General features: G+C 31.6%; 9 protein-coding genes. 3 read left to right on the top strand and 6 right to left on the bottom strand.

Annotated elements, in window-relative coordinates:
* Window positions 1-20: 20 nt before the first annotated feature.
* The 4 genes from BTO07_RS05600 to BTO07_RS05585 all read right to left on the bottom strand — a co-directional run bounded on the left by BTO07_RS05600 (window position 21) and on the right by BTO07_RS05585 (window position 2,112).
* Window positions 21-359 carry a tRNA-binding protein gene (locus tag BTO07_RS05600; protein WP_087520297.1) on the bottom strand — a complete coding sequence of 113 codons (339 nt, stop codon included), beginning with the start codon at window positions 357-359 and terminating at the stop codon, window positions 21-23.
* Window position 360: 1 nt separating this feature from the next.
* A complete protein-coding gene (locus BTO07_RS05595; RefSeq protein ID WP_087520296.1) occupies window positions 361-828 on the bottom strand; it encodes an Mpo1 family 2-hydroxy fatty acid dioxygenase in 468 nt (155 codons plus the stop codon).
* 66 nt (window positions 829-894) lie between these two features.
* The gene (locus BTO07_RS05590) at window positions 895-1,431 is read right to left on the bottom strand and encodes a YfiT family bacillithiol transferase (protein WP_087520295.1); all 537 of its coding nucleotides are present in this window, start codon (window positions 1,429-1,431) and stop codon (window positions 895-897) included.
* Window positions 1,432-2,112, bottom strand: a complete 681-nt coding sequence (locus tag BTO07_RS05585) for a tetratricopeptide repeat protein (RefSeq protein WP_087520294.1) — start codon at window positions 2,110-2,112, stop codon at window positions 1,432-1,434.
* 121 nt (window positions 2,113-2,233) lie between these two features.
* On the opposite strand from BTO07_RS05585, the gene BTO07_RS17395 reads away from it, so the two are divergent.
* From BTO07_RS17395 to BTO07_RS17385, 3 genes are all read left to right on the top strand, one after another.
* Window positions 2,234-2,491, top strand: a complete 258-nt coding sequence (locus BTO07_RS17395) for a hypothetical protein (RefSeq protein WP_198342515.1) — start codon at window positions 2,234-2,236, stop codon at window positions 2,489-2,491.
* A 201-nt stretch (window positions 2,492-2,692) separates the two neighbouring features.
* On the top strand, window positions 2,693-3,397 hold the full coding sequence (locus BTO07_RS17390) for a sulfatase-like hydrolase/transferase (RefSeq protein WP_232457091.1): 705 nt from the start codon (window positions 2,693-2,695) through the stop codon (window positions 3,395-3,397).
* Complete coding sequence (locus BTO07_RS17385; RefSeq protein WP_198342514.1) at window positions 3,361-3,540, top strand: hypothetical protein; 180 nt, start codon at window positions 3,361-3,363, stop codon at window positions 3,538-3,540. The genes BTO07_RS17390 and BTO07_RS17385 overlap by 37 nt, the downstream gene beginning before the upstream one ends.
* A 155-nt stretch (window positions 3,541-3,695) precedes the next feature.
* Here BTO07_RS17385 and BTO07_RS05575 read toward each other — a convergent pair whose 3' ends face one another.
* Both BTO07_RS05575 and BTO07_RS05570 read right to left on the bottom strand, forming a co-directional pair.
* Window positions 3,696-12,848: a LamG-like jellyroll fold domain-containing protein gene (locus tag BTO07_RS05575; RefSeq protein ID WP_087520293.1), complete on the bottom strand. Its 9,153-nt coding sequence runs from the start codon at window positions 12,846-12,848 to the stop codon at window positions 3,696-3,698.
* A 398-nt stretch (window positions 12,849-13,246) separates the two neighbouring features.
* Window positions 13,247-14,566: a LuxR C-terminal-related transcriptional regulator gene (locus BTO07_RS05570; RefSeq protein WP_157663294.1), complete on the bottom strand. Its 1,320-nt coding sequence runs from the start codon at window positions 14,564-14,566 to the stop codon at window positions 13,247-13,249.
* Window positions 14,567-14,731: the final 165 nt, after the last annotated feature.

The raw sequence follows: 14,731 nt of genomic DNA, 5'->3' as shown, positions 1-14,731 counted from the left end.
TATCAAAAACAATACCAAGTTTAAGAAACCTGCTCTCCATTTTTAATACCTTTTGAAGCTTGTAATAAAACAACGTTTCCTTCAGTATTATAAACCCCAATTACCAAAACTTCACTCATAAAATTAGCGATTTGTCTAGGTTTAAAGTTGATAACAGCAGAAATCTGTTTATTCAGTAAATCCTCTTTAGAATATAAATCTGTTATTTGAGCACTCGATTTTTTAATTCCTAAATCTCCAAAATCAATAGTAAGTTGATATGCTGGTTTTCTTGCTTTCGGAAAATCATTGACTTCAATTATAGTTCCTATTCTAATATCAACCTTTAAAAAGTCTTCAAAAGTAATTTCTTCTTTCATCTTAATTTTTCTTTTTTCCTAATTTCTGAATTACCCACAAAGGACCAATTAATAAAAATTCTAAATCTTTTAAAAATGAAGGCTTTTTTCCTTCCACTTTATGTCCGTAAAATTGACCAATCCAAGCTAAAACAAAAATTGTAATTGATGCATATAGTAAGTTTACCTGGTTGCCTAACCAAAAATTAGCAATAATAGAAATTAGAATAACAAACAGCATTTCAATTAAATACCAAAACCCTAATCGTAAATAAAAAATAGAAATAACAAGACCAACAATTACTGCCCAATTTTCTAGTAATGGGTTAGATAAATTGAAGGTGTTTTCTAAAAACGTTGTTGGTATACTCATAAGCAAACCAATAACACTAAAGAAAATTAATGGAACACAAACATAATGTATGGCTTGGTTTGTTTCGTTTTGATGACTTACAGCATACTCATCAAAATATTCTTTGGCAGTTTTCATATATCTAAATTAAAGGTTGAAAGATAAGAGTTTTTATAAAAAGAATATTAAAACAGAAAATAACTGCTATTTCCAATTTTTTCTAATCATCAATTGTTCAATATGTGCATAATGATGTTGACAATGCCATGCATAAATTCCGATATTTTCTTTTAAACTAACTTCTTCATTTCCTGAAGGATGAATAAACGTTTTTTCTAAATCATTATCCGTTAAATCTCTTAAAAAATAGACCCATTTAGAATGCAACGCTTTTAAAGCATCAATAGATAAAAAGATAGGCGCAGATTTAGCATCATTTAATTCGGCCCAAATTTCTTCATAATAAGCCTTAATTACAGGTTTGTTTTCTGTTAAAGCCCATTTAAAACGTGTGTACGAATTATGATGACTATCATAACAATGATGTATCACTTGCCTAATTGTCCAACCACTTTCTCTGTAAGGAGTATCTAGTTGATTTTCTGATAAATCTCTGGTTAAAAATTCTAATTCTTGAGGAAATCGTTCTAAATCAGAAATCCAATCTTCAATATTTTTTTTAGTAATTTTTTCAGGGATATCTGCTTGTCCTATTGGGTATTTTAATTCTTCTATTGTCATTTATTTTTCAGTTATTTTCTTTAAGAAACGTTTAGAATTTCTGTTTTCTGGGTTTATAGACAAAGCTTTTTTAAAGTTAACAATTGCATTTACAGTATCTTTTTTTAGAAAATAAGCTTCACCTAAACTATCAAAAACGTTTGAGTTTTTTGGGTATAAGATAGCATTAATTTTAAAAATTTCTATAGCTGCATCAAAATTATCTTTTCTAATATATTTATATCCTAAACTATTTAAAGTACGTTGTTTTATAATTGGACTCAAAGAATCTTTTTCTTGGATCTTTTTAAAAGCGATTAAAGCTTTATCAAATTGGTTGGTTTCAAAATATTCATTGGGTGTTTTTTCTCCATTTTTCATTTGTCTAAAATGATATTTTACACCTTCATGTTCCGTTTTTGGAGCTAATTGAATATGCATTTCTGGTTGACTTACAAACATCATTTTTTCGTTCAATTCTTTCATGTAAAAAGAACTATCATTTACTTTTAATAGCTCAATGTCATCATTACCACGCCATTTTGCATGTAATGTTTGTTCTTTAAAGTAGATTTCTATTACTTCATTGGCATTAAATAAATAACGACCTTGAGTGGAGGTAATAAATTCTTCAGAATTTTTTTGTGATGTACAACTCGCTAATAATAAAAGTGCAAATAATGGATATAGAAATTTTTTCATAGTTATTGGTTTGTTAAAATGACTCTCTATTTTAGACGACTAATTTATAGGTTTTGTTACAAATTTTAACCTAAAATTAAACTATTACTTAATATCTAGGTCAAAGAATAAACTATTATATATGAAGTTATCTTCTTTTACAATCATTATACTCTGTCTGTTTTTAATAAGTTGTGGTTTATCAAGCATTAATACAGAAGACGAAATAGAGGAAATCGAAATACCTGTTACTTCTTCTAAACCCAATATTTTGTTAGTTATTGCAGATGATGTAAGCAAAGATGCAGTTCCTAATTATACAGAAGGTAGCACAAAAGCAAATATGCCAATTCTACAAGATTTAATGAATACCGGAATTACGTTTGATAATACTTGGTGATATTCAGTTTGCTCACCAACTAGAGCTTCTATTATTACTGGTAAATACGGAATTAATACGGGTGTTTTAAAAGTTGATGATCCTATTTCTACAAATGAAATATCTTTACAAAAATATATAAAGGATAATTCTAACGATGCATAATCAACGGCAATTATTGGTAAATGGCATTTATCAAAAGATGCAAACGATCCTATAAAAATGGGTGTAGATTATTATGCAGGGATTTTAAATGGAGGTGTTCCTGATTATAATAATTGGACGTTATATGAAAACGGAACAAGTTCACTTTCTACAGAATATGCAACCACAAAATTAACAGATTTAGCTATTGATTGGACAGCACAACAAACAAAGCCTTGGTTTTTATGGATGGCATACAATGCTCCTCATACACCTTTTCACTTAGCGCCAACAGATTTACATTCTCAAGGAAGTTTACCAACAGATGATGCTTCTATAAACGCAAATCCTTTACCTTATTATTTATCAGCTTTAGAAGCTTTAGATACAGAAATGGGGCGTTTTCTTAGTAGTTTATCCGCAGAAGAAAGAGCAAATACAATTATTATTTTTATTGGTGATAATGGCACGCCAAACAAAGTTGCTCAATTTCCTTATGAAAAAACCAAAGCAAAAGGAAGTTTATATCAAGGAGGAATTAATGTGTCAATGGTTGTGTCTGGAGTTGGAGTAGATAGAATTGGGATAAGAGAAACTGCATTGATAAGTTCTACAGATCTGTATACAACAATTGGGAATATCGCAAGCGTTACAACTACAGAAATTTATAACAGTACAAGTTTTTACGATTTATTTACTGATAAAAAGCAACCAAAAGAGAATTTGTCTATTCAGAAAAAGAAGATGTGTACACTATTAGAAGTGCTAATTATAAATACATAAAGTTTAATAATGGCACAGAAGAACTTTACCAACTGTCTATAGATGCTTATGAAGATTCTAATTTAATAGGAACAACGTTGTCTACAGAAGCTTCAACTGCAAAAACTTCTTTAATAACAGAAGCAGATAGTATTAGAAACTAAGGTTATTAGTAAACTAGAGTAACCTTAGATGTATACTGTTTGATTATTTTTATTATTAACTTAATTTATAAAAAGTAAAAACAGGCTAAGAAAATTCTTAGCCTGCTCTTTGTATTGATAAACCCCCTACAGTTTATCAAAAAGTTTAATAATTATTAATGTCTTCCTCTTTCAATAACGACTCTCCCTGTAAAAATTTCACCACCGGTTTTAATTTTTACAACATAAACACCTTCACGTAATCTATTACTCCCCATAGTTACGCTGTTTTCTCTTTTACAGTCTCTTACATATCTACGTTGAATAAGTCTACCATGTAAATCGTAAAGTAATACCTCTGCTTTATTTTCAAAGTTTTCTAATTTTACTCTAAAGTAACCAGTAGAAGGGTTTGGGTAAATATTCACATCCGTTACAATTTCAGGTTCTACATAAACTTCAGTAGCACAAGTAGCTTCACAACCACCTAATACATCACCATGTTTTAAATGACCGTATACAGCATTTTTACTCACAGTAAGTAAAATATCTTTACTGTCATGATATGTATGTCCTTGGTGATCATTATCATGTTTTCCTTTGCTTGATTTATGATGACCTTTTTGACCATGACCACAATGATGTGAATGACGATGATGTGTATGATGACAAATAATTACTTTACCATTAAATCTACCATGTCTGTCTTTCGCTCTAGCATCAATTACACAAACTTCTATAGAAGCAGTTGCTTGACAACCATTAGCATTGGTAACTACAACAGTGTAAGTTGATGTAATTTCTGGAGTAACTTTAGGATTTTTATCTGTTGAAATTACGTCACCAGATTCATCTGTCCATTCATAACTAAATCCAGATCCACCACTTACTTCAGTTTTTAAATACGTGCTATTTGAGTATCCTAAGAAAACAGTATTTTTCTTTTGTCCATTAGCAGTGTAAAAGTCGTCAATAGAAATTACCGGAGTATCTCCTAATACATTTACGATTACAGACTGTGTTGTTGTGTTACCACTTTGGTCTGTAACAGAAACTTGTACTGTGTTTTCCCCAAGGTTATCACACCCAAAAGTATCAATATCTAAACTCGTACTTGCTATACTACAATTGTCACTGCTAATTACAGTTCCTTCTGGTACGGGTAATTGCTCACAATTAGAGATATCAAAACTAAAAGAACCTTTTTCTTTTTTACCTTTCTTATTGATGTAGTAGAAAGAAGTATATAATCCATAATTACCGTTTTCTAAGTTAGCATTATCACCAACTTGAACACCATACTTTTTATATTTCTGAATAAGTAAAGTTTCATTACCAGCATTGTTACCAGCTCCTGTTAATTTACTTCCTTCAGCCAATTGATAATACATCCAATCTTTATAACTATATCTGATAGTTCTTTTCGATCCTTTGTACTTTCCTTTTTGAGCAGACCAATCTGTCCAGTTTTTAGGATTCTGTAAATTTAAAGTTACTTCCCAAATGTCATTAACATCCTCAGGATTAACAAGTGTTCCTGTAACAACCATTGAACCATCAAGGTTTTTAATTACACTACCTTGGTTTGCATCAAAAGAGAAACAAGCATCTTTTTTGTTGTATTTATCATCGTCATCGTCATCGTCATCATCATCATCATCATCATCATCATCATCATTTTTGGATTTCTTACCTTTTTTATGATAAGAATTATGTTTAGATTTATTGTAATCTTTTAAACACATTGCGTGTTCATCAGCATTTGTTACTGTACAGCTATCACCTCTTAGAACATCATCTTCTGTTAAGATTAAAACATCTTCTGGAGTAATGGTTGCACTTCCATTTGCATCTAAAGTTACAGATACACTTTGAGTACCAACAATAGGAGCAATGTTATCAATAACAGTTACAATCGCTTGATTAGAAGAAACATTACCATTCACATCTGTTACTGTTAAAATAACAGTATTCTCACCAAGATTAGCACAATCGAAACTAGTAATATCAAGCGCTACGCTTTGAATACCACACGCATCATTTGAACCATTGTCTATATCCGAAGGTACAATAGAAGTATTTCCGTTTTCATCTAAAAACACATTAATATTTTGTGTAATTACTTGAGCAGGCACCGTATCATAAACAGTTACTATTGCAGTTGTTGCATTTGTGTTTCCGCTAGCATCTCTAACAGTTAATGTTACTGTATTTTCTACATCTACATTGTTACAACCAAAAGTTGTAATATCTAAAGATGTTGTGAATGTACAATTGTCAAAAGAACCATTGTTTACATCTGAAGGAACAATTGTTGCCGCTCCATTTACATCTAATTGAACAGTAATGTCTTGAGCAATTGCAGTAGGATTGATAGTATCACTTACAGTAACAGTTGCTTGATTAGAAGCACTGTTTCCGTTAACATCGATTACTGTTAAAGTAACCACGTTAGCACCTACATTTGTACAATCGAAATTGTCTTTACTTAAAGATAAACTTGCAATAGCACAATTATCAAAAGAGCCATTATCAATCATAGCAGGTGTAATGCTTACATTACCATTTGCATCTAAAAGAACTGGAAGGTCTTGAGTAATTACAGCTGGATTCACATTATCTTCTACCGTTACAATTGCTGTTTGAGTTGAAACATTACCATTGTTATCAGTTACTGTTAATGTTACTGTATTATCACCAACATTTGCACACGTAAATGAAGTTGTGTCTAAAACTAAAGATTGAATACCACAAGCATCAGAAGAATCATTATTAACAAGTTCCGCAGTTGTCGTTCCGTTACCAGAAGGATCTAACTGAACCGTTACGTTCTGTGTATTCGCAATCGGGTTTACATTATCTTCTACCGTTACTATTGCAGTTTGAGTAGAAACATTATCATTATTATCAGTTACCGTTAATGTTACCGTATTTAAACCGATATCATTACAAGTAAAAGAAGTAGTATCTAAAACTAAAGATTGAATTCCACAAGCATCAGAAGAACCATTGTCAACAAGAACTGCTGTTGTAGTTCCGTTTCCTAAAGCATCTAACTGAACAGTAACGTTCTGTGTATTCGCAATCGGGTTTACATTATCTTCTACTGTTACAATTGCAGTTTCTGTTGAAACATTACCATTGTTATCAGTTACAGTTAAAGTTATCGTATTATCACCAACATTTGCACATGTAAAAGAAGTTGTATCTAAAGCTAAAGATTGAATTCCACACGCATCAGAAGAACCATTATTAACAAGTTCTGCTGTTGTAGTTCCATTACCAAGAGCATCTAACTGAACCGTTACGTTCTGTGTACTTGCTATTGGATTCACATTGTCTTCTACTGTAACATTTGCCGTTGCTGTAGATTCATTTCCATTAACATCTTTAACAAGTAGAGTTACTGTATTGTTGTTGCCAACGTTAGAGCAATTATAATCTTTTGTACTTGTTGATTCTGCACTATAAGTTGCAGTAACATAAAGTCTTTTATAAGTACCACCACAAGGATCTCCAAAAATTCCATTGTTTGCAGGAATTGTTACAGAGTTTTGCCCTAGAGCATAATTTTGTACAATAGATAAACTATTGCTTGCATGACAACTTCCAATTGTAAAATCTCCATGACTATCAACTGGTGTTCCATAACTTGCAAAAGTAATTCCATCAATTACACTACCATTAGGAGCTTGTAATATTAAGTTGTTACCTTCTAAAGTAGTAGCGTTAATAGTCCCTGATCCAGCAAAAGCAACACTTTCTATTTCACAATTATCAAAAGAACCATCATTAATCATATCTGGTGTAATTGAAGCATTTCCAGAAGCATCTAATTGAATGGTAATGTCTTGTGCAATAGCAGTAGGAGCAATATTATCTTGAACGGTTACTATTGCAGTTCCAGAAGCAGTGCTACCTAACGTACTTGTTGCAGTTAAAGTTACTGTAACTGGTATTCCAACATTAGAACAATTAAAAGATGAAATATCTAGTTCTAAACTTTCAAGACCTACAACTGAACTAGAGCCATTATCTATTTGCTCTGGTGTAATAGAAATATTTCCATTCTCATCTAATACAACTGTAATATTTTGCGTAATCACAACAGGTACAGGATCAATTACTGTAACTAGTAAAGGAACCGTAGTTGCGTTTCCACTTGCATCAGTTCCTGTTAATTGAACTGTTACTGGGCTGTTAATTGCATCCGTAGCTCCAAATGTATCTTGGTTAATCGTATAGGTTACAGTTCCACAATTGTCTGACCCATTATCTAACACATCTTCCGGTATAATTGAAACTGTTCCGCTAGCGGTTAAAGTAACAGAGACGTTTTGTCCAACAACTGTTGGTGCAAAAGTGTCGAGTACAATTATATTAGCGATTGCGGATGAAGCATTATTTGAAGCATCTGTAACTGTTAATGTCACTTCTATTGCTTTACTCTCTATTGGTGCTCCTTCAAATGACCATGAAGTTCCTGTTATTGTAAGGTGGTTTCCATTTCCTGAATAATCCGTAAGCGTGGTACCTTCATTGGCCTCAATTTTAAAATAAGCCTCAAGTCCAACAGAATTTGCATCAATACAAAAATCTTTGAAATCATTAATCTCAGCGTTAGTTCTTTCAGTGCTCCATATTCTCACATCATCAATAAGACCTGTAAAGCTCTGACCATATTCGGTTGAACCTCCAATACCCAAAGTAATATCGGGTGTAATAGAACGTGTTGTTCCTGAAACTACCGTTTCAACTCCATTAACATAGAACTTACCGGAACCATTATTCGCTTTATCAAAAGTAAAAGCTACATGAGACCATTCATTGTTTGAAACAGTAGGTCCAGTATATAAATATTGTGCGCTACTGGCTCTTCCTTCATACCATACCTCAGCATATATCGTATTATTAACGATATACAAGTCGTAATCACCAGCCTTTCTAATGATTGAATTAACTGCCCCACCGTTTTGTTTTACCCAAGCTTCCATGGTTAGCTGATTCAAACCTAGGTTTTGAATGTTATCTCCATTGGCACCAGAGGCAATACCTGTACCATTAAATGCAATTGATGAATCAGAGCATGAAACACTAAAATCACCACAATCAAAAGTATTTTTATCTATAGCATATGTTAATGTTCCTCCACAATTATCAAAAGAACCATTATCAATCATATCTGGAGTGATAGAAGCGTTTCCGTTTGCATCTAATTGTACAGTAATATCTTGTACGATTGCAGTTGGTACAGTAGTATCTTGTACAGTAACAACTTGCGTTTGAGAAGCAGTATTACCGCTTTCATCCGTAGCTGTCCAAGTTCTGGTTAACGTATAGTCGTTATTAGAAATACCGTCTGCTCTTGTTTCATTAAAAGTTACTAAAGGGTTCGGACAGTTATCCGTTGCAGTAATTGTAGCCGCATCTGGTACGGTATCACATTCAACCGTTACATCAGCAGGAATTGCAACTAAAACAGGTGCAATGTTGTCTACCACAGTTACAGTTGCTGTAGCATTGTTTCCTTGATATAAAGCAAGGACTTCTGCAGCTGATAATGTTTTATCAAAAATCATTGCTTCATCAATATGGGCATCTAAAGAACCAATTTGACTATTAGAACTATTAATAAAATGCCTTGCGCCAAATATAATCTCTGCATTATTTTCATACCAACTTGTTCTATTACCTATGTTGTAAGTACCATAAAAAGAACCATTTCTATATAATGATATTATAACACTTTTTTTACCTTTTTGATAAGTAATAGCAACCATTATTTTTTCATTAGCAGATGATTCTGCGAAACCTGGATTAAAATCGCTAGTTCGTAGAAAATTGGAGCTACCATTCATCCATCTGTTTGCTTGTCTTTCTGCATAAATAATACCATCAAACTCGTCAGAATTAATAGCGTCTAAGGTAATTGCAGAACCAGATCTTAAGTTTAAATCATCTAAAGAAAGAAAAGAAACTAATGTTTTGTCACTAATTGTTGGGCCAGAATACGAAGAAGTTCTAGCCATACCTCCATTATTAACATCTAATTCTCCATTAGATATAGAAGCATTCCCAGAAACAATTAAGTCTCCCCAGTTACCTGTTAAGTCTTTTAATTCATTACCAGTATCAAATTTCCAATGTCCTATTAAATTAGAAGGTATAGTTCTTACATTTCCAGAAGCATCATTTGCTGTTAAGGTTACTGTATTTTGACCAATATTTTCACAATTGAAGTCTGAAATATCAATTGACATGTCAGTAATACCACAATTATCAGAAGAACCATTGTTAATCATTTCTGGAGTAATAGAAGCATTACCATTTTCATCTAGTTCAACTATAATATCTTTAGTGATAACATTTGGAATAATAGTATCTTGAACAGTAATAACTTGGCTTCTAGAATTGGTATTTCCGCTTTCATCTGTAGCAGTCCAAGTTCTTGTTAATGTATAATCGTTATTAGAAACCCCATCTATTCTTGTTTCGGTAAAGTTTACTGTAAGATTTGTGCTGCAATTATCTGTTGCTGTTACATTTGGTATAGTTGGTACTAAATTACATTCAACAGTTACATCTTCTGGATCACTATTAAAAATTGGACCAGAATTGTCTTGTACAGTAACAATTTGAGTTTGAGAAGCAGTGTTTCCACTATCATCTGTAGCAGTCCAAGTTCTTGTTAATGTATAATCATTATTAGAAGTCCCATCTGTTCTTGTTTCTGTAAAAGTTACTGAAGGATTCGGACAGTTATCCGTTGCAGTAATTGTAGCTACATCTGGCACAGTATTACATTCAACAGTTACATCTGCAGGAATTGCAACTAGAGTAGGAGCAATGTTATCTTCAACGGTTACAATTGCTGTAGCAGTTGATTGATTGCCGTTTACATCTGTAACTGTTAGTGTTACTATATTACCAGAATTATTTAGTGTGTTCCCAGCTACCCAGTCAGAATTGGGGTCCATTTGATTTAATGTTCCAATATTTCCAGATTTTATATCTGTTGTTGTATTACCTGAACCGTCTTCTAAATTGAAATAATAAGATAAATCACTTTCTGAAACACTAACACAACTGTTGTAGTTGTCTTTAATTTCATTTGCAGAACGTTCCTTATTCCAAATTCTAATTTCATCTAATTGACCATTTAAGTTTCGACCACCAAGTGCAAACTGACCTAAGAAAGTTGCTGCATTGGTTTCTTGATTAACAACATTAAAAGCCTGAACAAAATCTCCATTGAAGTAAATTTTAGATCCACTTGAATTTTGAGTAACAGCAATATGTGTCCATGTATTTAAAGAAATAGTTGCATTAGTAGTTACTAAACCTATTCCTCCAAATCTGTATAAAGAAATTCCTCCTGAAGGAGCTAGCATAATTAATACGCCATTATTAGAAGATTCTTCATCTCCAAAAAGCCAAGAACCAATACCTGCTTGAATACTTCTGGGGTTTACCCAAAACTCTGCTGTATATTCGCCTGGAGTTCCAGTTGAAATATAATTAAGATCTCCAAGATTAACATCATCATCTATTCCGTCTAAATCTAAAGAGAAATTTGACGAACAAGAAATACCACCAGCACTTATATTGTCACAATCAAAAGTGTTTTTATCTATAGCATATGTTAATGTTCCTCCACAATTATCAGAAGAGCCATTGTTAATCATATCTGCAGTTATAACAGCGTTTCCGTTTGCATCTAATTCGACAGTTATGTCTTTTGCAATTGCAGTAGGTAAACTAGTATCTTGTACAGTAATAATTTGAGATTGAGACACTGTGTTACTACTTTCATCAGTAGCAGTCCAAGTTCTTGTTAAGATATAATTATCATTAGAAGAACCATCTATTCTTTCTTCATTAAAACTTACTTCTGGGGTTGTAGTAAAATCATCTGTTGCAGTAATTGTAGGCGCCGTTGGTACAACATTACATTCTACAATTGTATTAACAGGGATATCTATTAAAGTTGGTGGAGTAATATCTACAACAGTTACTACTCTAGTTATTGGGGCAGATGTGTTTCCAGAAGCATCTACTGCTGTGTATGTAAGTGTGTAATCACCTAGAACACTTGTATTAACTGTTCCAGAAACTAATACTGCAGGGTTATCATCACAAAGGTCTGTTGCTGTAGCTCCAAGATCTGTATAAGTTGAATTACCATTAACAGATTCAGTTGAATTACCATTTAAAGTTAAAGTTGGTGCAACTGTATCTGGAGAAGTTGTTGAGAAATCTGCCCCGAAAACAAAATTAACGTAGTTTTCATAAACTAAATAGTCAAATGAAAGACTAGAAAACGTACCATTCATTCTTACAATAGCATATCCCTCAGTACCTGTAATTTGAGTTGGTGAGTTTTGAACTACTGGTGTTACTCCTACATGTGTAGACCATAAAATTTCAACAGGTGCACTAAAATTAATAGGCACAGAAATTGGACCACCACCTATTGAAGAAAATACCAAAACTGGATTGGTCATTGGGCTCGCAAAAGTTAATGTATTAGAACTAGGTTCTATATTTTGAATAGTTGGATTACTATTAGGAACATTGTATGACGCTGGAAATGTACCATGAGAAAATAGATTAGTAGTAGTTCTTACATTTACAGAAGATGTATATGTATAGCCTACTCCGTTTATTGTTCCTGTAGCAACTTGTCCATTAACAGTTGGTGCATTAGACCAAAAGAAATTAGAATCTGTACAGCCATCAGTATTTACAACAGCAGTTTGTCCGTTTATTTTTACTTGTGCTCCAGTTAAGTTATTACCAGAAGGACAATCATCAAACTGAACAATTACAAGTCTGTTAATTTCTCCTGGCATAGCTAATGAAGCATAATTAGCAGTAACTGCTGTTTGACCTAGTTTAATTTCGCCAATAAAATCACCATTTGGATGCGCCGAATTAAAAATATAAGCTCTTGCTCCATCATCTGCAGCAGAGAAACTAATATTTAAATCAGAAACATTAAAATTTGAAGGTATGTTTAAAAAAGTTTCAAAATATGTGAAATCAAGTTGATTGAGACAACCTGTTAATATAGATCTAACAGAATAGTTTATTCCCCCAGTTGCGTTAACAGGAGCAAGTTCCCAGTTAGAATCTGATGCTTCAGGAATATTTGCTAAGCTATATGCTGCAGGGTTTCCATGAAAACCAACGGCATAAGAAATTGCTCCAGCTCCTTTATTCATTTTCCATGGTGATATTGTGACCTGAGAGGATATGGTGTAGATAAATGATAAAAAGAATAAAGTTAAAAATAACTTTAAATGTTTAGAAAGTAATATTTTGTTCATAATAGATAAGTTTGGTTAGTAATAATTTTGGGTTGATAATATTTGTTGTTAATTTTTTGGACGTATTTATCCTATTAAAAAATAGAAATAAAATTTTTTAAATCTAAATTAGAAATCAATTAATTCAATAATTGTAGGATGTTTATAATCTGTTAGAAAATAGCTAGAAGAATTGTGTATTCATTTATAAGATTTTAAAAGAATATAGGGATCACTTAGGTTAGTTTTTGGTTCGTTAGTGTAAAAGTATGTGTTAAATTCTGTTAAAAAAAGAATCTGTTTAAAAACGGGTATTAATACGCGGTGCTTAAAAACTGAATTATGGCACCTGCTTTTTACTTAAATACAAATATGTTAAATGAAAGTTGAATTTCCTAAAAACACTAGGGTGGTTTTTCCTACCCACCTACCTTAAGTATTTGTTTTTGAGTGCTTTGTTGTTTTTTTAATAAAGATGCTTTTTCTTTTAATTCATTTCTATTGCTCACGTTTAACTTATTGTAAATATTACGAACGTGATATTTAACCGTGTTTTTAGAGATAAATAATTTTTCACTAACCTGAGTATTATTTAAGCCTTCGAAAATTGCTTTTAAAATGTCAATTTCTCTTAAAGTAAGCGGATTAATTACTAACTTATTTTCCCTTAAAAGATAAAAATAAGTTTCTTTAGGTTGAGGTTCGTTTTTTAAAGGCAATTCAGTTTCAGGGTTTTCAATATGGTCTTGTAGACTTATTATTTTTTTATTTCCTTCTAATTCACTATTATCCATTTTAAAGCTAAGAGCATAAGTAAATACAAAAATATCTAACCAGCTTGCAATTTTTATAATGAGCATTTCTCCATGAACTTCCCAAAACCCAAAAGGAAAACCTATAATAAAAAATACGGCAAAAGGAACGATTAGTAAATAACCTAAAACATAAAAACGTGCATGTGGTATCTGTTTTAGATAATAAAACCCAAAAAACCACAAAATTGGGAATAGAGATATTCCTATAAAATCACCAATTGCAGAAAAAACAAAGTTATTTGTAGAAAAATATAATATGTAAAAGACAAGCACTAATGCTGGAAAAACAAAAAATAACCTTGTAATTAATGGATGTCTTTTGTTGAGGTCTAAGAACTTTATAGAGAATAATAAAAACCAAATTTCGTTAGAGAAATGAGTTAAAAACTCTAGTTTATAATAGAAAGAATTTCCTCTAAATAGGTTTATTAAAGAACCATCATATAATAAAAAAGTAATCATTAAAGACAAAAGAAACAGCATGTAGAATAAGTAGCTATTATCTTTTAACTTTAAATAGAAAAAGAAATTTAAAAAGATAATTACAATACAAGTACCGTAATAAAAACTATTAATTACTTGTTTGTTAGAAATATATGAAGTAAATTTTTTTTCTGAGATAATTTTTAAAGGAAAGTTAGCTTCTTTTTGGAAATTTACTTTCAGATAAAATATTCGGTTTTCTTCAGGATTAATTTTAAAAGCAGGAAACTTATAATCTACAGGAATTTCTTCTCTACCAATATTATTTCCTGTAGATACTAGATACTCTAATTTAGTATCTACAAATTTATAGATACCAATTTCACCTATATTATGTACTGGTAAATAGGCAATTAGTTCTTTGTTTTTTAATGATTTATTTACGGTTAATTCAAACCAGTATTCACCATTAGAAACACCAAAGCTATTGCTTTTTGGCATCTCTTTAAACTCATTTAGTAGCACATTCTTATGAAAATCATTATTGTTGTTTTCATAATATAACAACTTGAAATCTACTTGTTCATGTTTAATTTTTTGAGATTCAGAAATTTTTTGAGCGAAGTTTTTTTGAAAAAAAACAACACAAAATAGTATGAGTAAAAA

This window comes from Polaribacter sp. SA4-12 (genome assembly GCF_002163675.1).
Classification (GTDB): domain Bacteria; phylum Bacteroidota; class Bacteroidia; order Flavobacteriales; family Flavobacteriaceae; genus Polaribacter.
The sequence above is the reverse complement of the archived record's forward strand: the minus strand, read 5'-3'. Positions and strand labels throughout refer to the sequence as shown.

Excerpts from the sequence above, each read along its gene's own strand:
- BTO07_RS05575 (WP_087520293.1), bottom strand. The coding sequence starts at position 12,848 with ATGAACAAAATATTACTTTCTAAACATTTAAAGTTATTTTTAACTTTA.
- BTO07_RS17395 (WP_198342515.1), top strand. The coding sequence starts at position 2,234 with ATGAAGTTATCTTCTTTTACAATCATTATACTCTGTCTGTTTTTAATA.
- BTO07_RS17390 (WP_232457091.1), top strand. The coding sequence starts at position 2,693 with ATGGGTGTAGATTATTATGCAGGGATTTTAAATGGAGGTGTTCCTGAT.
- BTO07_RS05590 (WP_087520295.1), bottom strand. The coding sequence starts at position 1,431 with ATGACAATAGAAGAATTAAAATACCCAATAGGACAAGCAGATATCCCT.
- BTO07_RS05570 (WP_157663294.1), bottom strand. The coding sequence starts at position 14,566 with ATGCCAAAAAGCAATAGCTTTGGTGTTTCTAATGGTGAATACTGGTTT.
- BTO07_RS05600 (WP_087520297.1), bottom strand. The coding sequence starts at position 359 with ATGAAAGAAGAAATTACTTTTGAAGACTTTTTAAAGGTTGATATTAGA.
- BTO07_RS05585 (WP_087520294.1), bottom strand. The coding sequence starts at position 2,112 with ATGAAAAAATTTCTATATCCATTATTTGCACTTTTATTATTAGCGAGT.
- BTO07_RS05595 (WP_087520296.1), bottom strand. The coding sequence starts at position 828 with ATGAAAACTGCCAAAGAATATTTTGATGAGTATGCTGTAAGTCATCAA.